Origin of the sequence: Paraburkholderia rhizosphaerae (assembly GCF_004366595.1) — a bacterium.
GTDB lineage: Bacteria > Pseudomonadota > Gammaproteobacteria > Burkholderiales > Burkholderiaceae > Paraburkholderia > Paraburkholderia rhizosphaerae.
The window spans coordinates 56931-79460 of sequence record NZ_SORE01000022.1; the positions used below are offsets into that span (position 1 = coordinate 56931).

Here is a 22530-nt window from a genome sequence, read left to right on the forward strand (position 1 = left end):
TGCATCCTTTAATGTCTGGACCAGCCCCCACAGACAGATACGAGATCTCATATGAGTCACTTTCTGGACAGGTTGCGTTACTTTTCAACGGCCCGGCCGCAGTTCTCCGATGGACACGGCGCAGTTACCGACGAAGACAGAAAGTGGGAGGACGCGTATCGCCAGCGATGGCAGCACGACAAGATCGTACGTTCGACGCATGGCGTGAACTGCACCGGCTCCTGCTCCTGGAAGATTTATGTGAAAGGCGGAATCGTCACCTGGGAAACCCAGCAGACCGACTATCCGCGCACACGCCCCGATATGCCGAATCACGAGCCGCGCGGCTGCTCGCGCGGCGCGTCGTATTCGTGGTATCTGTACAGCGCGAATCGACTCAAATATCCGCTCGTGCGCAGCGCGCTCGTCAAACTATGGCGCGAGCGGCGGCGTACCCTCGAACCGGTCGACGCATGGCAATCGATCGTCGAGGACGATGCGGCGCGACGCAGCTACCAGATGCGCCGTGGTCTCGGCGGTTTTATCCGCTCGACATGGGATGAAGTGAACGAGATTGTCGCCGCGGCCAACGTCTATACCGTGAAGCGGTATGGACCAGATCGCGTGACTGGTTTTTCACCCATTCCGGCGATGTCGATGGTGTCGTACGCGGCAGGCTCGCGCTATCTGTCGCTGATCGGCGGCGTATGCCTGAGCTTCTACGACTGGTATTGCGATCTGCCGCCCGCGTCGCCGCAAACCTGGGGCGAGCAGACCGACGTGCCCGAATCCGCCGACTGGTACAACTCGACGTTCATTGTGATGTGGGGCTCCAACGTCCCGCAGACGCGTACACCCGATGCGCATTTCATGACCGAAGTGCGCTACAAGGGCACGAAAATCGTGTCGGTGTTTCCCGACTATGCGGAAGGCGCGAAATTCGGCGACATCTGGCTGCATCCAAAGCAGGGCACTGACGCGGCCCTCGCGCTCGCGATGGGCCATGTAATCCTCAAGGAATTCCACCTCGCCGGCAAAAGCGACTATTTCATCGACTATTGCCGCCGCTTTACCGATATGCCGTGTCTCGTGCGGCTGATCCCGCGCGATGGCCGCTATGTGCCCGAGCGCCTGTTGCGCGCGTCCGATTTCGACGATGGCCTGGGCCAGGCGAACAATCCGGACTGGAAGACGGTGGTCGTCGATACGGCGAGCAATGCATTCGCGGTGCCGGTCGGGTCCGCGGGGTTCCGCTGGGGGCAAAAAGAAGGCGAGGACAAGGGCAAGTGGAACCTGAAGGAGGAAGCGGCGACGGGTGCATCGCTGGTGTCGCGTCTATCGCTGGTGAACGCGCATGACGACGTTGTCGATGTGCTGTTCCCGTACTTCGGCAATATCCGCCATCCGCATTTCACGCACACGTCGCACGCATCCGAACTGTCACGCAGGATCGGCGTGCGCCGCGTCGCCACGCGTGACGGCGACGTGTTGGTCGCGACTGTCTATGATCTGTTCGTCGCGAACTACGGGCTCGATCAGGGGCTGGGCGGCGAACATGTCGCGAAGAGCTACGACGACAACCTGCCTTATACGCCCGCGTGGCAGGAAGCGATCACCGGTGTGAAACGCGCGGACGTGATCAACGTCGCGCGTCAGTTTGCGGAAAACGCGCACAAGACGCACGGCAAGTCGATGGTGATCATCGGCGCCGGGATCAATCACTGGTTCCATATGGACATGGCGTACCGCGGGATCATCAATATGCTGATCATGTGCGGTTGCGTCGGCCAGTCCGGTGGCGGCTGGTCGCATTACGTCGGGCAGGAAAAGCTGCGTCCGCAAACCGGCTGGACCGCGCTCGCATTCGCGCTCGACTGGCACCGGCCGCCGCGTCAGATGAACGCGACGTCGTTCTTCTATGCGCACACGGACCAATGGCGCTACGACCCGATGGACCCGACCGCGCTGCTTTCTCCGCTTGCGGACAAGACGCAGTTTACCGGCACGCCGATCGATTACAACGTGCGTGCTGAGCGGATGGGGTGGCTGCCGTCCGCGCCGCAGCTCGGTGTCAATCCGCTGAAGGTGGGCCGCAGTCTCGACGATCCATCGCAAGCCGCCGCGACGATTGCAGCGAACCTGAAATCGGGCACCCTGCGGCTCGCCTGCGAAGACCCCGACAGCGGGGCCAACTTCCCGCGCAACCTGTTCGTCTGGCGTTCGAATCTGCTTGGCTCGTCGGGCAAGGGTCACGAGTATTTTCTCAAGCATCTGCTCGGTACCACGCACGGCGTGCAAGGCGAGGAAGTGGTCAAGAGCGGCCACCCGCGCCCGGAAGAAGTGGTGTGGCAGGAAGAAGCGCCGCGCGGCAAGCTCGATCTGCTGGTCACGCTCGACTTCCGGATGTCGACCACCTGCATGTACTCGGACGTCGTGTTGCCGACCGCGACGTGGTACGAGAAGGACGATATGAATACGTCCGACATGCATCCGTTCATTCATCCGCTATCCGCGGCGGTCGACCCCGCATGGCAATCGAAGAGCGACTGGGAAATCTTCAAAGGGATCGCGAAGCGCTTCTCGGAGTTGAGTGTCGGACACCTGGGCGTCGAACGCGATGTCGTGCTCGCGCCGATTGCACACGACAGTCCCGCGGAACTCGCTCAACCGTTCGACGTGAAAGACTGGAAACGCGGCGATTGCGAGCCGCAGCCGGGTAAGACGATGCCGTCGGTGATGGTGGTCGAGCGCGACTACCCGGCGACCTACGACCGCTACACGTCGCTTGGGCCACTGATGGACAAGCTGGGCAACGGTGGCAAAGGCATCAGCTGGGACACGAAGGAAGAGGTCGAACTGCTCGGCGCGCTGAACTATCGCGTCGCGAATGACAGCATGAGTGCGGACGGAACAAGCAACAGTGCGGCAGGACGCCCGCGCATCGACACCGCACTCGATGCGGCCGAGGTGATTCTTTCGCTCGCCCCGGAGACCAACGGCGCCGTCGCGGTGAAAGCATGGGAAGCGGTGTCCGCGATCACCGGCATCGAACACGCGCACCTCGCCGACGCGCGTGCCGATGAAAAAATCCGCTTCCGCGATATCCAGGCGCAGCCGCGCAAGATCATCTCGTCGCCGACCTGGAGCGGTATCGAATCGGAGCACGTGTCGTACAACGCCGGTTACACGAACGTTCACGAGCTGATTCCATGGCGCACGATCAGCGGCCGCCAGCAGCTGTATCAGGACCATCTGTGGATGCGTGCGTTCGGCGAATCGTTATGCGTGTACAAGCCGCCGATCGAAACCGGCAACTACGAAAAGATGCTCGGCGCACGCTCGAACGGCAACCCGGAGATCGTGCTGAACTTCATCACGCCGCATCAGAAGTGGGGTATTCACAGCACGTATACGGACAACCTGCTGATGCTCACGCTATCGCGCGGTGGCCCGATTGTCTGGTTATCGGAAACCGACGCGAAGCAGATCGGCGTCGTCGATAACGACTGGATCGAGTGCTACAACGCCAACGGCGCGCTGTGCGCACGCGCGGTGGTGAGCCAGCGGATCCCGCACGGAATGGTGATGATGTATCACGCGCAGGAAAAGATCGTGAACACGCCGGGTTCGGAAATCACCGGCACACGCGGCGGCATTCATAACTCGGTCACGCGCGTGTCGCTGAAGCCGACGCATATGATCGGCGGCTATGCGCAACTCGCGTACGGCTTCAACTACTACGGCACGGTCGGCTCGAATCGCGACGAATTCCTGATCGTGCGCAAGATGAAAGAGGTCAACTGGCTCGACGATGCGCCGGCCGATCCCGTCAACCCTGCCACCGAGCACAAACAGCGTGAAGGAGAAACCTCATGAAGGTGCGTGCGCAGATCGCGATGGTGCTGAATCTCGACAAATGCATTGGTTGCCATACCTGCTCGGTCACCTGCAAGAACGTCTGGACGAGCCGGGAAGGGATGGAATACGCGTGGTTCAACAACGTCGAAACGAAGCCCGGCATCGGCTATCCGAAGGACTGGGAGAATCAGGACCGCTGGCGCGGCGGCTGGACGCGCAAACCCGACGGCCGCATCGAGCCGCGTCTGGGCGGCAAGTGGCGATTGCTCGCGCAGATCTTCGCGAATCCGCATCTGCCCGAGATCGACGACTACTACGAGCCTTTCACGTTCGACTACGCGCATCTGCAGGACGCGGGCGACGCGAAGGCGATGCCGGTGGCGCGGCCACGCTCGCTGATCAGCGGTGAGCGGCTCGAGAAAATCGAATGGGGGCCGAACTGGGAAGAGATTCTCGGCGGCGAATTCGCGAAGCGCTCGAAAGACTACAACTTCGAGAACGTGCAGAAAGAGATCTACGGGCAGTTCGAAAACACGTTCATGATGTATCTGCCGCGGCTATGCGAGCACTGCCTGAATCCGGCCTGTGTCGCGGCGTGTCCGTCCGGTTCGATCTACAAGCGCGAGGAAGACGGCATCGTGCTGATCGACCAGGATAAATGCCGCGGCTGGCGTATGTGTGTGTCCGGTTGCCCGTACAAGAAGATCTATTTCAACTGGCATAGCGGCAAGGCGGAAAAGTGCATCTTCTGTTATCCGCGCATCGAAGTCGGGCAACCGACCGTCTGCTCGGAAACCTGCGTGGGGCGCATTCGCTATCTCGGCGTGCTGCTGTACGACGCGGACCGGATCAGCGAGGCCGCGAGTGTCGAGCACGAGACCGACCTGTACGAAGCGCAACTGTCGGTGTTTCTCGACCCGCACGATCCCGCGGTGATCGCGCAGGCGGAGCGCGATGGCGTGCCGGCAGCGTGGATCGACGGCGCGCAGCGCTCGCCGGTCTACAAGATGGCGATCGACTGGAAGATCGCGTTTCCGCTGCACCCCGAGTACCGGACGCTGCCGATGGTCTGGTACGTGCCGCCGCTTTCGCCGATCAACGCGGCCGCGAATAGCGGCGAACTCGGCATGCATGGGTATCTGCCCGATGTGAACTCGCTGCGCATTCCACTGCGCTACCTCGCGAACCTGTTGACCGCCGGCAAGGAAGAGCCGGTGAAGCTCGCACTCGAGCGGCTGCTCGCGATGCGTGCGTTCATGCGATCGCGGCACGTCGACCAGGTCGACGCACCGGGTGTGCTCAAGCAGGCGGGGCTCACGGTCGCGCAAGTCGAGGACATGTACCGCTATCTGGCAATTGCGAACTATGAAGACCGCTTCGTGATTCCAACCTCGCACCGCGAGTACGCGGAAGACGCGTTCGATCTGCGCTCGTCGTGCGGCTTCTCGTTCGGCAATGGCTGTTCCGACGGTCGCTCCGAAGCGAGCCTGTTCACGACGCGCAAGAGCAATCGCAAGATCCCGATTCGCCAGGAGTTTTGACATGGGTGCGAAAGACGCCAATCCGCCGGGTACCGCGTACGCGATACTCGGCGCGCTGCTCGGCTACCCGGTCGAGCCTCTGTTCGATGCGTTGCCGCAAGCGCGGGAACGGCTGCAACGCGAGCGCGGCTTTAGCCGCGACGCGCGTGCGGGACTCGAGCGTTTTTTCGACTATTGCCGCGAGCGCGATCTGTTCACGCTGCAGGAGAACTATGTCGCGCTGTTCGATCGCGGGCGCGCAACATCGCTCTATCTGTTCGAGCACGTGCACGGCGAATCGCGCGACCGCGGACAGGCGATGGTCGATCTGCTGCAGATGTACGAGCAGCACGGGCTGCATCTCGGCGCAGGTGAACTGCCGGACTATCTGCCGGTGTTCCTCGAATATCTTTCGCGGCTGCCGGCGGCCGAAGCGCGTTCGCTACTGGGCGAAACCGGCGAGATTCTGCAATCAATCACCGCGCAACTCGCCAAACGCGGCAGCCCGTACAGCTTCGTCGTCAGTGCGTTGATGTCGCTCGCGGGTATCGGTGCGGGCGCTACGCCGCATGAAGTGGGCGATGACGATGCGCAAACGCCTCCGTCGTCGGACGATTATCGCGCGCTGGACGCCGCATGGGCCGACGAACCCGTCCGCTTTGTCGGTGCGCCGACGCCGGGTCAGGTGCCCGCTCAGGTGCCCGTGCACTTCTACGATAACCGGCCCAACCCGGCCGCCTCGCCGAACGCAGTGAACCGTACCCGGGAGCCTCGCCATGGATGACTACATTCACCAGTTCATATTCGGCATCTATCCGTATATCTGTCTTGCGGTTCTGCTGCTGGGCAGCCTGGTGCGCTTCGACCGCGAACAGTACACATGGAAAAGCGACTCGTCGCAGATGCTCAGACACGGCGCGTTGCGGCTCGGCAGCAATCTGTTTCATTGGGGGGTGCTGATCGTCGTGCTCGGTCACTTTGCCGGCTTTCTCGCACCGCACTGGATGGTGGCGCCGTTCCTGTCGGCGTCGGGGCACCAGCTGGTCGCGATGATCGCCGGCGGTGCGGCCGGTATCGTCGCGATCATCGGGCTGACTATCCTGATTCATCGGCGCCTTGGCGATGTGCGGATTCGACGCAATAGCCGCGTGTCGGACATTGTCGTCGTGCTGATGCTGTGGGTGCAGCTCGCGCTCGGCCTCGGCACCGTGGTGCTGTCGATGCACCATATGGACGGTGTGATGTTCGAACAGCTTAGCGACTATGTGAAGGGCGTCGTGACGTTCCAGCCGAACAACGCGAGCTTGCTGATCGGCGTGCCACTGACCTATCAGGTGCACATCGCGCTCGGCTTCACGATCTTTCTGATCACGCCATTCACGCGGCTCGTGCATATCTGGAGCGGCGTCGCGTCGATCGCCTATCTGATCCGCCCATATCAGCTGGTGCGCAAACGTTGAGGAGGCGCGCGTGAGCACGCTAGAGCAATCCGAACAGCGCAACGACGGTGCATTGACCGTCAACGGCATCGCGATCGATACCGCATCGATCAGCGAAGAGGCCGAACATCATCCGGACGCGGCCGATCCGCTTGCTGCCGCCCGCGAAGCGCTCGCGATTCGCGAGCTGTTGCGGCAACGTGCCGTCGAACTGCAACTCGTGCATGACGGCGACCCGCTCGACGATGCATCGGTTGACCGCCTGCTGGCGCAGGAATTGACTGTCCCGAACGCGACGCGTGCCGACTGTGAACGCTATTACGAGCGCCATCTCGCGCGCTTCAGGCGCAACGATATCGTCTTTGCGAGCCACATTCTGTTCGCGGTCACCGGCCGCGCGCCGCTTGCGCTGATCCGGCGCGAAGCGGAAACGACATTGGCTCGCGTGCTAGCCGCGCCCGAGACTTTCGAAAGCACCGCGCGCGAAGTGTCGAACTGTCCGTCGTCGGGCGTCGGCGGCAGCCTTGGGCAGTTGCTGCGCGGCGACAGCGTGCCGGAGTTCGAGCATGCGATCTTCGACACGCAAGACATCGGCGTGCTGCCGGGACTCGTGAATACCCGCTTCGGGTTTCATATCGTGCGCATCGACCATCGTGTGGAAGGCGAGCAGATGCCATTCGATGCGGTCGAAGCGGATATCGCGCGTTTTCTCGGCGAGCGCGTGATGCACAAGGCGATGCAGCAGTATGTGACGGTGCTGGCGTCGCGTGCGCGCATCGACGGCGTCGAGCTGGGCGAAGCCAACGGTCCGCTGGTTCAATAGATGAGGGCGCAACCATGAGCGTACAGGGCAATCTGAAGAACGTCGGCGCAGCGCCGGCCGTGAGCGCGCAGGCTTGGTCCGTGCTGTTCGCGAGCACGCTCGCCTTTCTGGTCTGCTTTGTCGTATGGATGATGTTCGGTGTGCTCGGTGTGCAATTGCGCGAAGACATGCAGCTCAATAGCACGCAGTTCGGCTTGCTGACCTCGACGCCGGTGCTGACCGGCGCGCTGATGCGGTTGCCGCTCGGCGCATGGACCGACCGCTTCGGCGGCCGCATCGTGATGACGACGCTGCTCGTGATCTGCGCAATACCGGTGTACATCGTCAGCTATGCGACGGCGTTCTGGCAGTTCCTTGTGATCGGTCTTTTTCTCGGCTGCGTCGGCGCGTCGTTCGCGGTCGGCACGCCGTATGTCGCGCGTTTTTTTCCGCCAGAGCGGCGCGGTTTCGCAATGGGCTTCTTCGGTGCGGGCACCGCGGGCGCCGCAGTGAACCTGTTTGTCACGCCATCGCTGCAGGCCGCATACGGCTGGCGCTTTGTGCCGCGCGTCTATGCGATCGCGCTGCTGGTCACCGCGGTGATCTTCTGGTTCGCGTCGGCGCGCGACCCGGGCGCAGGGCAATCGAAGGGTTCATGGCTCGATTCGTTCAAGGTGCTGCGCGACCCGCACGTGTGGCGCTTGTGCCAGTACTACTCGATTACATTCGGCGGTTTTACCGCGCTCTCGTTGTGGATCCCACAATATCTGAAAGCCGAATATGGAATGTCACTCGTGATGGCCTCTGCATTTGCCGCCGGGTTTTCGCTGCCGGGGTCGGTGCTGCGCGCGGTGGGCGGCGGTCTTGCGGACCGTTTTGGCGCGCATAGCGTGACATGGTGGGGGCTGTGGGTCGCGTGGATCTGTCTGTTCCTGCTGTCGTATCCGCCAACCGATTTCGTGATTCACACGATCGACGGCACGATGAGCCTGCATTTGCGGACCTCGGTGATCGTGTTCGTGTTGTTGACCTTTGTGCTGGGCGCGGTGTTCGCGTTCGGCATGGCGTCGACGTTCAAGTATGTCGCGGACGACTTTCCGAACAATATGGGCGTGGTCACCGGTATCGTTGGTCTCGCCGGTGGTCTCGGCGGTTTCTTGCTGCCGATCCTGTTCGGCATCTTGCTCGACTTCTTCAAGGTGCGCTCGACGTGCTTCATGTTTCTGTACGGGATCGTCTGGGTGTCGCTGATCCTGATCTATCTGTCCGAGGTCAAGCGCACGCCGGTGGCCGGGCGCACCGCGGGCGCAAGCTGAAGCGCTGTGCGGCAACGCGCCTCGCGCCGCGACATTCGCAAGCGGTGAAGCGTGTCCGAGCGCGACGCTCCGATCTTGAACCTCTCCCCGCGCGTGCGAAACGCTTTTGAAGAAGTTTGAATTTTCAGGATGCCCAGGAGCAGGCATCAGTCATCTGATTGCCTTGGAGGTCTAAGACCTTAAGGGTGTAAGGAAGCACCTGCGCATAGCGTGCGATGCCGTTAGGGAATAACGTACTTCGGTTGATCGTTTTAAGAGCGGCTGTTGCCGCGCTTTCGATGATCGACCGGTGCGTCTCGAAGCGGCAAAGCCTGTATGAGAGGTGTGTTCCCACTCCCTTCTTTTCCCAAGGCTAACTGATGACCGCCGCTTCCATTCAACGACGCGATTTCCTTGCAAGAACAACGAAAGGCGCTGCCAGTGCAGTCGTGGCAAGCCTCGCCGGCGCTTCTGCCGGCATGCTGCCCGCTGAGTCCGCGCAGGCTGCCGGTATGGCCGCTATGCCCGCCTACCTCGGCGCTTCGCCGCAAACGCAGCCGCCGTTGCCGTACGCGGAGAATGCACTCGAACCGGTGATCTCCGCGCGTACGATCGGCCTGCACTACGGCAAGCACCATCGCGCGTATTTCGAGAACCTGTCGAAGCTCGTGCCGGGCACGCCGTTCGCCGGCCAATCGCTCGAGACGATTATCGTGAAGACGTACGGCGACTCGGCGTTCGAAGACATCTTCAACAATGCCGGCCAGGCGTGGAATCACAACTTCTACTGGAACTCGATGAGCCCGACGCCGACGCAGCCAGGAGAGAAACTGCGCGCGGCAATCATCCGCGATTTCGGTTCGCTTGATCATCTGCACGAGCAGCTGGTGAAGGTCTCCGCGTCGCAGTTCGGCAGCGGCTGGGGCTGGCTCGTTGCCGACAACGGCAAGCTGTCGGTGATGAAGACCAGCAACGCGAACGTGCCGTTCACGTCCGGTAAAGCGCCGTTACTGACTGTCGACGTGTGGGAGCATGCGTACTATCTGGACTATCAGAATCGTCGTCCCGACTATCTGAAAGAGTTGACCGCAAAGCTGATCAACTGGAACTTCGCGTCGGCGAACTACGACAAGGTGTAAAGCGGAAAAGCACGTACGCATGCGTGAACCGCCGCACGGTTGTGCGCGCGTTCACGCGACGACGACGTGCGCTCACGGCTGCGCAGTCGCGCGCGGTGTCCAGATCAGAATGTCGGACGCGTTCAGCGGTTTTGGAATCATGCGCGCCGCGTAGTAAGTGTCCGCAATGTGCTGCTGGTCACCGAGCTGGCCGCTGCGCACCGGCACGATGTCGTAGCTGCGGCGTGTATTCGCAAGGTCGACGGTCTGCGCCGGAATATTGCCCCATAGCGGGCTCAGAATCCGCGCTGCTACCTGCGGATGCGCCTTCACTTATTTGCCGGTGCGATTCAATTCGTCGAATACGACGTGCAACACGTCCGGATGACGGTTGGCGAACGCGGTCGTCGCCGTATAGAAGCGGTTGTATTGCGCAAGGCCACCACAACCGTCCGCGATCACACGCAAGTGCGCGCCGCGTTGTTCGGCGGCACGATGTGCGGTACGCGTATGGACGTGAATGGATCAGCGTCGTCGATTCGCTACTGCGCGGCGAACGCACGCACTTACAAGGGCAGCATTTCGACGTCGACAACTATCTGCTGCGGCCAGCCGATCCGTTTCGTGCGCGGCCGGCCGTAGGTCGGCAGCTATGACACGGTGGCGCAACGGATTGCCGCGTTTCACCGCGCCGGTATCGAACTCTTCATGCTGCAGTTTCAGCCGTTCGAGGCGTCGATGCGCGAATTTGCCGGGCAGGTCATCCCGCGTGTGAAGGCGCTGATCGACGAATGGCGACCCGAACCCGGCGGTATCGTGAATCGCGCGGTCGCCGATTGAACGCTTGTTCCGCGCACGGCTCCGCATGCCATGGGTATATCGCGTGCGTCATGGGTATATCGCGGCGGCGTCACCTGGATGTGACCGTTCGGTATGCACATCTTTCGATGCGACTTCGAAAATTGGCAAAAGGTGTTGCCGTTTTAAGAACGGCCGGCCGGCGCGCGCGCCGCACCGCACACCGCCCGGTGCATCGCTCGGCTCGCGCGGCTGCTGCGGCGGCTCAGTCCATATCCGCCGCGGCGGACAGTTCGGTTTCCAGCGCTGTCTGCGCAGGCGCGCGTGTATCGGGTGGACTGAAGTGGAGACGGTACTGCTGTGGCGTAATGCCCAGGCGCCGCTTGAACACTGCACGCAGATGATGCGCATCGCGCAACCCGCAACGGGACGAGATGGTCTTCAGCGGCGCGCTGCCGTTTTCGAGCATCACGCGCGCGGCGTCGATGCGCGCGCTTTCGACGAATTCGGCCGGCGTCACGTGTGCCTCACGCGCAAACACACGCGAAAAATGGCGCATGCTCATCTTCGCGACCGTTGCCAGCACCGCGATGCTGAGATCGTCCGCTAGATGGGCGAGCACATACTGCTGCACCTGCGCGATCGGCGACGACGCTTCCGCATACGGCGTCAGATGCGGGCTGAATTGCGATTGCCCGCCTGCACGCTGCAGGAACGTCACCATTCGCTTGGCGACGCGTAGCGCGAGCTCGGGCCCGTGATCCTGCGCAAGCAGGTACAACGAGAGATCGATGCCCGCGGTGATGCCCGCCGACGTATAGAGTTCGCCATCCTGCATGAAAATGCGATCGGACTCGACGCGTGCGCTCGGGCACAGCGACGCCAGCATCGCGGCACTGCCCCAATGCGTGGTGACGACACGGCCGTCGAGCAACCCGGCGCGCGCGAGCGTCAACGCACCGTTGCAGATCGAACCGAAACGCTGCGAGCCTCGGCTCGCGCGCTTGAGCCACTCATGCACGTCATCTTCGAGCGGCCGGCGCACAAGGCCCGGGCCGCCCGCTACAAGCAGCAGGTCATGGCATTCTTCCGCCTCGCTGAAGTGCTGGTCCGCATGAATGCGCAACCCGCTCGAGCACGGTAGCGAACCGTGATCGGTGGAGATGAGCTGAAGCCGGTAGTGGGACTCCGGCGGGAGAAAAACATTTGCTTCCGAAAAGACATCGGTCGGGCCGAATACGTCGAGGGCCTGGACGCCCGGGAAGATTAGAAGAGCAACGCTGCGCATCGATCGAAGTAACGAGTGAAGGGCATACGGACATCCATCGAAACAGCGATATCCAAATGTGATAACAGAATCAGTTTGGACTATATGCTAATTTGAAAAAGCTTGTTATCGACGTCGACACATTGCGTCGTTTACCGACACGCGCGCTACGCAAACACACGTTTTCAGCGGCACGTATTGCACGAACCGCTGCTACGTGCCAAGGTTTTTACGTCGACACGCGGGGTTTGAGCAGATCCGACATGCCGACACGACGAAGCATTTCGCTGCGTATGCGATCGATCACTGCGAACCCAACTTCTGCACCGTCTTCGGTTGGGTCGATATACACACGGAATGCACGTTTCCCAAATGGCGTGTTTACGACCTTGACAATCGCATCGGCCACGAGGCTCGCATCGGCATCGGGCGGCACGATCGCATTGAATGCCTGCTGGATCTGCTCGCCGAAACCCGCATAAGGGCCGGCCTCGTAGTCAGCCGCGCGCGCGGCGTCAGCGGGCGTGCCGGTGTGCGCGAAATGGTTGGTGCCGCTTGTGAACGCGCCGGGCACGATGATCGACGTCTCGATGCCCCAACGGGACAACTCGCGAGCATATTGGACAGCAATGGCATCCATCGCGGCCTTCGCCGCGAAGTACGGCGCGAGATACGGCGGCGTGCCGCCAGCCGAGCTGCTGCTCGAGATCCAGACGACAAGGCCGCTACGCTGGCCGCGCAGATGAGGCAGCACCGCGCGGTTCACACGCTGCGTGCTGAGCACGTTCACGTCGTACAGGTGTGCATACTGCTCCGGCGTGAATGCTTCGGCGGGGCCGAACGCCATGTGACCCGCGTTGTGCACCACGACGTCGATGCGTCCGGCGTGCGCGATGATCTGCTCGACCGCGGCATCGACTGACGTTTGCGATTGCACGTCCAGTTCGACGGTGCGCAGATCTGCGTCGTGTGTCTTCGAGAAGTCGGCCATTTGCGCGACGATCGGCGCATTGCGGCCAGCGGTGTTGCGCATCGATGCGTAGACGGTGTGGCCGGCTTTGGCGAGGGCTTCCGCGGTAAGACGGCCGAAACCGCTGGACGAGCCGGTGATCAGAATGACTTTGCTCATGATGGTGCCTCTTTGAACTTTTCGGTTTTTTTCAGACGCTGACGTGCGTCGCGATATCAATCCACGATTCGATCGGGATTCCACAGTGTTCAGATCGCGCCGCCATTGGCGCGCAGCGTCTGGCCATTGATCCATCCGCCGTTCGGGCCCGCGAGAAACGATACGGTGTTCGCGACGTCTTCCGGCGTACCCAATCGTTCGAGCGGCGTCAGTTTGGTGAGGTGGTCGATCACGTCTTGCGGCTTGCCGTCGAAGAACAGGTCGGTCGCGACAGGTCCAGGTGCAACCGTGTTCACCGTGATGTTGCGGCCGCGCATCTCCTTGCTGAGGATATGCGTCATCGCTTCGACGCCGGCCTTGGTTGCGGCATAGACCGCATAGGTCGGCTGATAAAGGCCCACGACGCTTGACGACGTGTTGATGATTCGTCCACCGTTGCGCAGCCGGCGTGCTGCTTCGCGCAACGTATTGAAGGTGCCCTTCAGGTTGATCGCGATCTGGCTGTCGAACAACGTATCGTCGCTATCGGCCATTTTCGCGAGACGCATGATGCCGGCATTGTTGACAAGCACGTCAACGCCGCCGAACGCGGCTTCGGCCGCGTCGAACATGCGTCTGACGGCGGCCGGGTCGCTGACGTCGGCCTGCACGGTGGTCGCGTGGCCGCCCGCTTCGTCGATTTGCGTGGCGAGCGCTTCGGCTTCACGCGCATTGTTCGAATAGTTGATCAGAACCATAAAGCCGTCGCGGGCGAGTTGTCGTGCGATTGCGGCGCCGATGCCGCGCGATGCGCCGGTGACGAGGGCGACTTTCGATTGTTGAGTGGTGCTCATCTGCGTTCTCCAGTGTGTCCAGTGGGTCGCCGCGTTGTGTGGGTGCGATTGCGTTGCGGCTTGGACTTAACTATGGACTTTCCCGGCCGGAACATAATCGGCTTAGAATGGCCATCACTGTTTCCGTCGTGGAAACAAATGGGAGAAAGCGTGGACCGACTGGATGCGATGCGCCTGTACACCCGGATCGTCGAGCGCCGCAGCTTCACGCTCGCGGCCAACGACATGGAAGTGCCGCGCTCCACGGTCACGAAAGTGGTCCGTCAGATGGAAACGCGGCTGGGCGTGCGCCTGCTGCAGCGGACCACGCGCGTGGTGCGCCCGACGCTCGACGGTGAAGCGTATTACCGGCGCTGTCTTGCGATCCTCGACGACATCGAGGACGCGGAGGGCGCGTTTAGCGGCGCGCAGCCTACCGGCACGTTGCGCATCGAAGTACAGGGCACATTGGCGCGCCATTTCCTGATGCCTTCGCTGCCGGACTTCTTCGCGCAATACCCGCGGATCGAGATCGCGATGAGTGAAAGCGACCGCTGGGTCGATATCGTTCAGGATGGGGTCGATTGCGTGCTGCGCTATGGCTACCTGCGCGACAGCGAACTGGTTGCACGTCAGGTCGCGATGCTCGGGCATCTGACGTGCGCGACGCCTGCGTATCTTCGGCAATTCGGCACACCGGCGACGCTCGACGCGCTGGCCGGGCACCGGATGGTCGGGCTACGCTCGATTACCAGCGGCAATGTGAACCCGCTTGGCTTCACGGTCGGCGAGACGACGCAAACGGTCGCGCTGCCGGCGGCGATTTCGGTCACCGGCACTGAAAGCTATCTTGCGGCGATTCGCCTCGGTCTTGGGCTTGCGCAGGTGCCGCGGTTTCATGTCGAGGAAGACCTGCGCAGCGGCGCGCTGGTCGAGCTGCTGCCGGACATGCCGCCACCGTCGATGCCCGTGTCGCTCGTGTATCAGCGCTCACGGCAGTTGTCGCCGCGAGTCCGCGTGTTTATGGATTGGGTTGCACGCCGTTTCGAAGCAGCGCACGCGGCGCCGCGCGATTGAATGTCGAACGCGCGCGAGATGCGTGCGCGGCCCGCGTGCAAAGAGGAATACGGACGGTTCCGCGGGTTTCTATGCCAAAGCGAACGGCGTTCTTTCGCCGTTCGCTTCGTCTACATCAGATCACGGTGCAATCACCGCCCATCAGTTCGGCGTCGGGTTAGCCGAGTTCGCCGGCGCCTGCGATACCACCGTGCCGCTGTTTGAATTGACGAACAGCGTCGGTGCTTTGCCGGTGCTGCCCGAGAAATCGAACATCGACATCAGCGAGCCTGCGGTCGCGTCGAATGAGCCCTGGCCGATTCGTTGCGATTGCAACCAGTTGTCTTCGATGAAGCGGACCACCGAGGCCTGGCTGATCGGCGTGTCGTCGACGAAGTTCACCTTCGCCCATGGCGAGATCACGAGGAACGGAATCCGCGTGCCGGGGCCGCAGCGGCCGTTGATCGTGCCGCCGTTCACGCCCATCGGCTGCGCGACGCCGGCCGCCGAGCAGTTACCCGCGCCGTTCAGCTGGTCGGCGTCCGGATCGAACGATGAGCTGGTCGGCGTCGCGAAACGGTGGTCGTACCAGCCATCGGAGTCGTCATAGGTGACGATCACCGCGGTGCTCTTCCAGTCCGGTTGCTGCTCGAGGAAGTTGACCACCTGCGTGACGAACGCCTGCTCGTCGATCGGATCCGAGTTGCCCGGATGCGCATCTTCGAACCCCGGCGCTTTCAGATACGACACGGCCGGGAAGTTGCCTTGCTCGACCGCCGAGAAAAAATCGGCGGTGTCGTATTCGTGATTCGCGGGGTCGGGCGTCTTGCCATCGGCCTCGACGCTAAAGCCGACTGCCTGGATCGAGCTCGGCCGCGCATGCGTCGGATTGGCGGTCGACGGGTAGTACTGGAACCAGTTGTGATGCTGCGTATAGTCGTTCGGCGACGCATTCAACACGCTCGAGAAGTGGCTGCGCATGCAACCGGTCGTGCCGTTCGGATTGACCGTTTGCAGGTTGAAGCCGCCCATAAAGCCGCCCCACGGAATATTCGCGGCCGAAAGCAGCGTGCCGATGTTCTTGTTGGTCGCGGAGAACGCGACCGTGGTCGAGCCCGAGCACACATCGCCGGTCGGATCGCTGTCGCCGATCAGCGTCAGCCCGCCTTGCGTGTCGCGCACGAGCGTGCCTTGCGCGACCGACGGCAGCGGACCGCTCGGCGGGATCAGCGCCGCTTCGGCGGGCGGCAGTACGACGCCATTGGTCTGGCCCGCGACCACTTCGATCGCACCGGGCGTCGACGGGCCATACGTGTCCGTGTACGCGTTGTCGTTCATCGCGAAGTGTTGCGCGTAGTTCCACAGCGCGGTGACCGTGTTGCCGTCGAAGTAGCCCATCACCTGCCCGGCGGTGCCGAATGTGCCGGCGCCGCCGCTCGTGCCCTGGCCGGTAAATGCGGGGAATGCATCGGCGAGGCCGTGGTCGTACGCCTGTTGTTCCGCGGTGTAGCCGTGATTCTGGTCGGCCGTGTTCGCCTCCGAGCGGTCGAGACGGAACGGGCCGACGTTAGCCGGCGGGGTCAGCGCGGCGTTCAGCGGATTCGTCGCATTCGGATTGTTGTTGAGCAGCGCGGGCGTCAGGCCGTTGACGGCCGGGGTGTTCGGCGCCGCGGTGAACATCGGTTCGCCGGCCGGGTTTGCGGCATCCGGATAACGTCCGAAGTAGTGATCGAACGATACGTTTTCGCCGTAGATCACCACGAGGTGCTTGATTGGTGTCGTGGTGGGGAGCGAGTCCTGCAACGACGCCTGCGGCGCGGTGGCGGCCGGCGTTGACGAACTACTGTTGCTGCTGCCGCACGCAGCTAGCGCGAACAACGACGCTGCGAGCGAGATGGGCAATAAAGCTTGACGAAACATACGCAAAAAGCTCCGCCTTTGGCTTGTCCTGGTGTAAGGAAGCCGGAAAGGAAAAAGGAATGGTGGATTAGGGGCGATGCAGTCGTTGCGACATCAACGGCTCGCGTCATTGAATCACTTGATCATTAAGCCTGAGAGGCATATTTCTAACGTGGAGCGTACTTAATATTTCGTTTGTTCAAGCGCGGCATGGTGTAACCTCGCGCGCTGCTTTCTAAACGAAGGCATGAGTGCGTGCGGGCGCGCGCTTCTTATAATGGTCAGGGCACGCCCCTACCAACGTACACACTTCTTTTGTGGATGAGCACGATGACTGAGTCGCCGCTTAACATGACCGCGCCGATGCTGCGCCAGGATGCCGCAGTCTGGTTTTCCGTCTATGGCTTTGGTTGGGGTTATCGCGCGTATGCGCTGCCTCACGAAACGGTGTGCACGCGCCTCGGTGCGAACGACACAAGCGAGCATCAGATACGCCTTGCGTTCGAACTGGGCAAGCTGCGCATTCTGCGGGCAATCGAGCCGAACGGCGCGACGCCGTATGACGGTCAGCGTGTCGCGCTCGAAGCGGAACAGCTGTAGCCGTGCGCTGCATTTCTTTCAGCCGGACAAACGGGTGAACCTGCGATGAGCCTGATCGATCATCTCGATCATCTGGTGGTCACGTGCGTCGATGCGCAAGGTGAACCTGATCGAGGTGTCGGAGTTGATCGGGTGAGGGGCGCAGAGTCACCGCAGTCTCCGCACCCGCCGTTGTTGTTAAAGCAATTGGAATGAAGTTCGCCATCTGCACGGGATGATTGCCGCGGTGGAATAACCGATCATGGAATCTGTTATCTGCCAACGCGCTCAACCCACCATGAAACCCTCCACCACCTACCTCCACCTGCTTCGCAAAACCCCGTTTTTCGCCGAACTGAACACCGCCCAACTGCGCTGGACCATCGATCATTCACACGAATGGGAAGCGCAGATCGGCGCGGTGATTGTCGATTGCACAACCGCCGGGTCGACCGAAGACGTATGGATTCTGCTCGACGGCGGCTGGCAAGTCGAAAGCGGCGCGCGCACGTATCCGGCGGGCCACGCGGACCCCGGCAAGTGGTTCAGCGCGGCGCACGCAGCCGACGATTGCCGGCTTGTCGCAACCGAACATAGCTACGTGATGAAAATCAGCGGCGCCGATATGCGCGACATGCTGTCGCTCGGCTTCGCGTTCGACGCGCACCTGGACGCGGGCCGCCAGTATTACCGCAAGCTGTTCGGCCCACGCTCGGTGCAGCGTTGAACGCATTCGCGCTGCTCACCCCTTCCAGCACCATTCACGAATTTCCTCGCGATCGATGCCTTCGGTGTGTGCGTAGTTCAGGTGATCGATGATCTGATCGCGCAGCCGCTCCTTCGCGTGGTCGCCCGTTCCGCGTAGACTCGGCACGCGGTCGATCACATCGATCGCGAGCGTAAACCGGTCGATGCCGTTGATGATCGCGAGCTCGAGCGGCGTATTGATGTTGCCTTGCTCCGCATAGCCGTGCACATGGATATTCTCGTGATTCGTGCGCTTGTACGTGAGCTTGTGCACGAGCGTCGCATACGAGTGGAAGTTGAAGATCACCGGCTTGCTCGTCGTGAACAGCGAATCGAAATCGCGGTTCGACAAGCCATGCGGATGTTCGGTCTCGGGCATCAGTCTGAACAGATCGACCACATTGACGAAGCGAATCTTCAGGTCGGCAAACAGTCCCTTCAGAATTTCGACGGCGGCGAGCGCTTCCATCGTCGCGATATCGCCCGCGCACGCGACCACCACATCCGGTTCGAAGCCCTGATCGGTCGACGCCCAGTCCCAGATGCCGATGCCCTTCGTGCAGTGCGTGACGGCTTCGTTCATGTCGAGGTACTGCAAATGCGGCTGCTTGTCGGCGACGATCACATTCACGTAATCGCGTGAACGCAGGCAGTGGTTCGCGACGCTCAGCAGGCAATTCGCGTCGGGCGGTAGATAGATGCGCACGACGTCGGGGCTCTTGTTCGTCACGACGTCGAGAAAACCCGGGTCCTGGTGCGTAAAGCCGTTGTGGTCCTGACGCCAGACAAGCGACGTGATCAGCAGATTCAGCGACGGCACCGGCTGCCGCCAGCGCAATTCGCGCTTCGCTTTTTCGAGCCACTTCGCGTGCTGGTTGAACATCGAATCGATCACATGCACGAACGCTTCGTACGTCGCGAAGAGCCCATGACGGCCAGTCAGCGTGTAGCCTTCGAGCCAGCCTTCGAGCGTGTGTTCGCTCAGCATCTCCATCACGCGGCCGTCGTGTGACAACTCGCCGCCGTCGGCATCGCTGTCCTCGTATTCGGCAAGCCAGGTCTTTTTCGACACTTCATAAATAGCCGTGAGCTTGTTGCTCGCGTTTTCGTCCGGGCCGAACACGCGGAACGACGTCATGTTCCGGCGCATCACGTCGCGCAGGAACTTGCCCAGTATGTCGGTCGGCGGCGCATATTCGGTGGCCGGTTTTTTTACCGCGACCGCATAGTCCTGGAACGGCGGCAAATCGAGCGCCTTGCACAGCGCGCCGCCGTTCGCATGCGGATTCGCACTGATTCTGCGTGAGCCTTCCGGCGCGAGCGCCCGCAATTCATCGACGAGACGCCCCGACGCATCGAACAGCGTTTCTGGCTGATAGCGCTTTAACCACGCTTCGACAAGGCGCAGGCTTTCGCGGCTGACTACCGCGTCGGCGATCGGCACCTGGTGCGAACGCCACGAACCTTCGACCTTATGCCCGGCGACTTCGCGCGGTCCGGTCCAGCCTTTCGGCGAACGCAGCACGATCATCGGCCAGCGCGGGCGCTTGCGTACGCCTTGCGTGCGCGCTTCGCGCTGGATCGCATGAATTTCGTCGATGCAGCGGTCGAGCGTCGCCGCCATTTTCTGATGCATCTGGGTCGGATCGTCGCCCTCGACGAAGTACGGTTTGTGGCCGTAGCCGATGAATAGCGCTTCGAGTTCCTCATGCGGAATGCGCGCGAGTATCGTCGGGTTCGCGATCTTGTAACCGTTCAGATGCAGCACCGGCAGCACCGCGCCGTCGCGCGCCGGATTCAGGAACTTGTTCGAATGCCACGATGTGGCGAGCGGCCCGGTCTCGGCTTCGCCGTCGCCGACCATCGCGGCGACGATCAGATCGGGGTTGTCGAACGCCGCGCCATACGCATGCGACAGGCTGTAGCCGAGCTCGCCACCTTCATGGATCGAGCCCGGCGTTTCAGGCGTGCAATGCGAGCCGACGCCGCCCGGAAACGAAAACAGCCGGAACAGCTGCGCCATCCCGTCCTCGGTTTCGCTGCGATCCGGATAGATCTCCGAGTAGCGGCCTTCGAGGTAGCTATGCGCAAGGGTTGCGGGCGCGCCATGGCCGGGACCTGAGATAAAGATCACATTCAGGTCGCGCTGTTTGATCAACCGGTTCAGATGCACGAGCAGAAAGCTTTGCCCTGGATCGGACCCCCAGTGGCCGAGCAGCCGCCGCTTGATATGCTCGGCGGTGAGCGGCTTGCGCAACAACGGGTTCGCGCGCAGGTAAATCATGCCGGCCGACAGATAGTTGCAGGCCTGCCAGTACCGGTCCATTTTGCGCAATTCTTCGGATTGCAGCGGAGATTGGGCGAGAGGAGCGTCGGCCATTGCGAGTGCCTCCGTGTGCGGTATGTCGCGACGCGGGGAGCATGGCGATGCGTCGCGAATGACGTCGGGCAGCGCCGCCGTGGGATGCGCGACGCCGGGCGAGTTACTAATCATAGGTCGCGCATCGCGATTTTTCGACCGTCTTTCGCGCGGCTTGATGACGCTACGCAAGCGGTGGAAACGGCATGGTGGAACGTGGGGCGCGAAGCGACGCAATGCGCGGATGTCACAATGCGACGCGAACGCCTCGCAAACGCATTGCAAACGCATTACAACGGCTTCGAAGCAGCGCACGCCGCCTCGCCGGCGACGTGCGCCTGTGCTCTGTTAGGCGTTCAGATAAATCGTCTTGGTACGCACATACGCCTCGAGCCCATACTTGCCGTCCTCGCCGCCCAGGCCGCTGTCGCCATAGCCGTGATGGAAGCCCTGCGGCGCCTCGCCGAGCGAGCGGTTCACATAGATCTCGCCGAAGTTCAGCTCGGCCGACGTGCGCATCAGCACGCCGATATCTTTCGTGAACAGATACGCGGAAAGACCATAGTTGGAATCGTTCGCGAACTTCAACGCTTCGTCGAAACTGCCGATTTTCAGCACGGAGACCACCGGCCCGAATACTTCGGAGCGCACGATATCCATCTGATGCGTGATGCCGGTCAGCAGCGTCGGCTGGTAGAAGTGGCCGAGTTCGTACATCCCGCCGCTCAACCGGCCGCCGCCGAAGTGCACCTTCGCGCCTTGCTGTACAGCTTTCGACACGATTGCATCGACTTTCTCGAGTTCGACCTTGCTGACCTTCGGTCCCATATCGGTCGTCTCGTCGTCGGGGTCGCCCACTTTCAGCGCCTTGATTTTCTGCGTGACGAGTTCGATGAAACGGTCATAGACGGCTTCATGAACGTAGGTGCGCTCGTTGCTGGTGCAAACCTGACCTGCGTTCAGAAAGCGTGCTTCGACGGCTGCGGTCGCGGCCAGTTCGAGGTCCGCGTCTTCCAGCACGATAAACGGCGCCTTGCCGCCCAGCTCGAGCCGGACTTCCTTCAGCGACGGCGCCGCGGCGGCCATGATCTGTTTGCCGGCGCGGGTGCTGCCGGTCATTGTGATCAGTTTGACCAGCGGGTGTGTCACAAGCCGTTCGCCGGTGCGGATGCCGCCGCTTACGATATTCACGACGCCCGCCGGAATACCCGCTTCGGCGATCAGCTTGCCGATTTCGAGCGATGTGACAGGCGTGATTTCATGCGGTTTCAGCACGATGGTGTTGCCGGCGGCGATGGCCGGCGCGACCTTGCGCGCCAGCAGCGCGGCCGGAAAATTCCACGCGGTAATCCCGCCGATCACACCGTGCGGCAGCTTCTCGATCAGGATTTTTTCTCCGGGGCGACTGCCCGGCACGATGTCGCCTTCAATGCGGCGCGCGTTTTCGGCCGCGTAGCGGATCAGCTCGATCGTGAAGTCGATTTCGCCGCGTGCCTCGCGGATCGGCTTGCCTACTTCCTGGGTCAGCAGGCGCGCGAGACGCTCGCGCTCGCGCTGGATCAGCACATTCAGGCGCAGCAGGAAGTCGGCGCGCTCTTGCGCGGTGCGGCGGCTCCATGCGGGAAACGCCGCTTGCGCGGCATCGACTGCGCGATCGACATCGGCATCGGTCGCGTCGGTTACGGTGGCGATCGTTTCGCCGGTGGCCGGGCTGCGAATCGTCAGGCGTGCTCCGCCCGTCGACTGCATCCAGTCGCCGTTGATAAAAAGCGAATACGGTTGGGTCGAACTCATGCGTGGTCACCTTTGGCTGAAGAGGTTGCCGCGTGCGAGCGGCGTGGATTCGGTGCGTGCGCATCGAATGCAGTCAGTA

The 22530-nt window shown here is 61.9% G+C and carries 18 protein-coding genes and 1 pseudogene; 11 read left to right on the plus strand and 8 right to left on the minus strand.

Features of this window, described 5'->3' with window-relative positions; translation table 11 throughout:
* Positions 1-51 precede the first annotated feature (51 nt).
* From BX592_RS25010 to BX592_RS25040, 7 genes are all read left to right on the plus strand, one after another.
* A complete protein-coding gene (locus tag BX592_RS25010) occupies positions 52-3855 on the plus strand; it encodes a nitrate reductase subunit alpha (RefSeq protein WP_134195647.1) in 3804 nt (1267 codons plus the stop codon).
* On the plus strand, positions 3852-5378 hold the full coding sequence (narH, locus tag BX592_RS25015) for a nitrate reductase subunit beta (RefSeq protein ID WP_134195649.1): 1527 nt from the start codon (positions 3852-3854) through the stop codon (positions 5376-5378). The genes BX592_RS25010 and narH overlap by 4 nt, the downstream gene beginning before the upstream one ends.
* Before the next feature lies 1 nt (position 5379).
* Positions 5380-6141 (plus strand): nitrate reductase molybdenum cofactor assembly chaperone, encoded by a 762-nt coding sequence (gene narJ, locus BX592_RS25020; RefSeq protein WP_134195651.1) that lies wholly within the window; start codon positions 5380-5382, stop codon positions 6139-6141.
* Positions 6134-6817 (plus strand): respiratory nitrate reductase subunit gamma, encoded by a 684-nt coding sequence (narI, locus tag BX592_RS25025; protein ID WP_134195653.1) that lies wholly within the window; start codon positions 6134-6136, stop codon positions 6815-6817. The genes narJ and narI overlap by 8 nt, the downstream gene beginning before the upstream one ends.
* A gap of 10 nt (positions 6818-6827) precedes the next feature.
* The gene (locus tag BX592_RS25030) at positions 6828-7619 is read left to right on the plus strand and encodes a peptidylprolyl isomerase (protein WP_134195655.1); all 792 of its coding nucleotides are present in this window, start codon (positions 6828-6830) and stop codon (positions 7617-7619) included.
* Between the two features lie 14 nt (positions 7620-7633).
* A complete protein-coding gene (locus BX592_RS25035; RefSeq protein WP_134195657.1) occupies positions 7634-8914 on the plus strand; it encodes an MFS transporter in 1281 nt (426 codons plus the stop codon).
* A gap of 500 nt (positions 8915-9414) precedes the next feature.
* A complete protein-coding gene (locus tag BX592_RS25040; RefSeq protein ID WP_243849723.1) occupies positions 9415-10032 on the plus strand; it encodes a superoxide dismutase in 618 nt (205 codons plus the stop codon).
* A 72-nt stretch (positions 10033-10104) separates the two neighbouring features.
* Here BX592_RS25040 and BX592_RS34600 read toward each other — a convergent pair whose 3' ends face one another.
* Complete coding sequence (locus tag BX592_RS34600; RefSeq protein WP_243849724.1) at positions 10105-10344, minus strand: type 2 periplasmic-binding domain-containing protein; 240 nt, start codon at positions 10342-10344, stop codon at positions 10105-10107.
* Positions 10345-10479 carry a hypothetical protein gene (locus BX592_RS34915; RefSeq protein ID WP_279589207.1) on the minus strand — a complete coding sequence of 45 codons (135 nt, stop codon included), beginning with the start codon at positions 10477-10479 and terminating at the stop codon, positions 10345-10347.
* A 23-nt stretch (positions 10480-10502) separates the two neighbouring features.
* Here BX592_RS34915 and BX592_RS34605 point away from each other — a divergent pair.
* Positions 10503-10851: pseudogene (locus BX592_RS34605) on the plus strand (LLM class flavin-dependent oxidoreductase); the annotation flags it as partial.
* Between the two features lie 223 nt (positions 10852-11074).
* On the opposite strand, the gene BX592_RS25050 reads toward BX592_RS34605, so the two are convergent.
* The 3 genes from BX592_RS25050 to BX592_RS25060 form a co-directional block, all read right to left on the minus strand.
* On the minus strand, positions 11075-12097 hold the full coding sequence (locus tag BX592_RS25050) for a GlxA family transcriptional regulator (protein ID WP_134195661.1): 1023 nt from the start codon (positions 12095-12097) through the stop codon (positions 11075-11077).
* A gap of 208 nt (positions 12098-12305) precedes the next feature.
* Positions 12306-13205 carry an SDR family oxidoreductase gene (locus tag BX592_RS25055; protein ID WP_166676456.1) on the minus strand — a complete coding sequence of 300 codons (900 nt, stop codon included), beginning with the start codon at positions 13203-13205 and terminating at the stop codon, positions 12306-12308.
* 89 nt (positions 13206-13294) lie between these two features.
* A complete protein-coding gene (locus BX592_RS25060; RefSeq protein WP_134195663.1) occupies positions 13295-14038 on the minus strand; it encodes an SDR family oxidoreductase in 744 nt (247 codons plus the stop codon).
* Between the two features lie 150 nt (positions 14039-14188).
* Between BX592_RS25060 and BX592_RS25065 the strand changes: the two genes are divergently transcribed.
* Positions 14189-15094 carry a LysR family transcriptional regulator gene (locus BX592_RS25065; RefSeq protein WP_134195665.1) on the plus strand — a complete coding sequence of 302 codons (906 nt, stop codon included), beginning with the start codon at positions 14189-14191 and terminating at the stop codon, positions 15092-15094.
* A gap of 141 nt (positions 15095-15235) precedes the next feature.
* Here the strand turns inward: BX592_RS25065 and BX592_RS25070 are convergent, their stop codons facing one another.
* Positions 15236-16993, minus strand: coding sequence for a phospholipase C (locus BX592_RS25070; protein WP_134195667.1), 1758 nt, complete (start codon positions 16991-16993; stop codon positions 15236-15238).
* 309 nt (positions 16994-17302) lie between these two features.
* On the opposite strand from BX592_RS25070, the gene BX592_RS25075 reads away from it, so the two are divergent.
* Together BX592_RS25075 and BX592_RS25080 are read left to right on the plus strand one after the other, a co-directional pair.
* Complete coding sequence (locus BX592_RS25075) at positions 17303-17572, plus strand: hypothetical protein (RefSeq protein WP_243849720.1); 270 nt, start codon at positions 17303-17305, stop codon at positions 17570-17572.
* Between the two features lie 277 nt (positions 17573-17849).
* The gene (locus tag BX592_RS25080; RefSeq protein ID WP_134195669.1) at positions 17850-18278 is read left to right on the plus strand and encodes a hypothetical protein; all 429 of its coding nucleotides are present in this window, start codon (positions 17850-17852) and stop codon (positions 18276-18278) included.
* A 15-nt stretch (positions 18279-18293) separates the two neighbouring features.
* Here BX592_RS25080 and BX592_RS25085 read toward each other — a convergent pair whose 3' ends face one another.
* Both BX592_RS25085 and aldA read right to left on the minus strand, forming a co-directional pair.
* Positions 18294-20678: a phosphoketolase family protein gene (locus BX592_RS25085; protein WP_134195671.1), complete on the minus strand. Its 2385-nt coding sequence runs from the start codon at positions 20676-20678 to the stop codon at positions 18294-18296.
* A 327-nt stretch (positions 20679-21005) separates the two neighbouring features.
* Positions 21006-22451: an aldehyde dehydrogenase gene (gene aldA / locus BX592_RS25090; RefSeq protein ID WP_134195673.1), complete on the minus strand. Its 1446-nt coding sequence runs from the start codon at positions 22449-22451 to the stop codon at positions 21006-21008.
* Between the last annotated feature and the right edge of the window lie 79 nt (positions 22452-22530).

Coding starts and splice junctions, on each gene's coding strand:
- narI (WP_134195653.1), top strand. CDS start 6,134: ATGGATGACTACATTCACCAGTTCATATTCGGCATCTATCCGTATATC.
- BX592_RS25060 (WP_134195663.1), bottom strand. CDS start 14,038: ATGAGCACCACTCAACAATCGAAAGTCGCCCTCGTCACCGGCGCATCG.
- BX592_RS25070 (WP_134195667.1), bottom strand. CDS start 16,993: ATGTTTCGTCAAGCTTTATTGCCCATCTCGCTCGCAGCGTCGTTGTTC.
- BX592_RS25075 (WP_243849720.1), top strand. CDS start 17,303: ATGACTGAGTCGCCGCTTAACATGACCGCGCCGATGCTGCGCCAGGAT.
- BX592_RS25055 (WP_166676456.1), bottom strand. CDS start 13,205: ATGAGCAAAGTCATTCTGATCACCGGCTCGTCCAGCGGTTTCGGCCGT.
- BX592_RS25010 (WP_134195647.1), top strand. CDS start 52: ATGAGTCACTTTCTGGACAGGTTGCGTTACTTTTCAACGGCCCGGCCG.
- BX592_RS25035 (WP_134195657.1), top strand. CDS start 7,634: ATGAGCGTACAGGGCAATCTGAAGAACGTCGGCGCAGCGCCGGCCGTG.
- BX592_RS25085 (WP_134195671.1), bottom strand. CDS start 20,678: ATGGCCGACGCTCCTCTCGCCCAATCTCCGCTGCAATCCGAAGAATTG.
- aldA (WP_134195673.1), bottom strand. CDS start 22,451: ATGAGTTCGACCCAACCGTATTCGCTTTTTATCAACGGCGACTGGATG.
- narH (WP_134195649.1), top strand. CDS start 3,852: ATGAAGGTGCGTGCGCAGATCGCGATGGTGCTGAATCTCGACAAATGC.
- narJ (WP_134195651.1), top strand. CDS start 5,380: ATGGGTGCGAAAGACGCCAATCCGCCGGGTACCGCGTACGCGATACTC.
- BX592_RS25080 (WP_134195669.1), top strand. CDS start 17,850: ATGAAACCCTCCACCACCTACCTCCACCTGCTTCGCAAAACCCCGTTT.
- BX592_RS25050 (WP_134195661.1), bottom strand. CDS start 12,097: ATGCGCAGCGTTGCTCTTCTAATCTTCCCGGGCGTCCAGGCCCTCGAC.
- BX592_RS25040 (WP_243849723.1), top strand. CDS start 9,415: ATGCCCGCCTACCTCGGCGCTTCGCCGCAAACGCAGCCGCCGTTGCCG.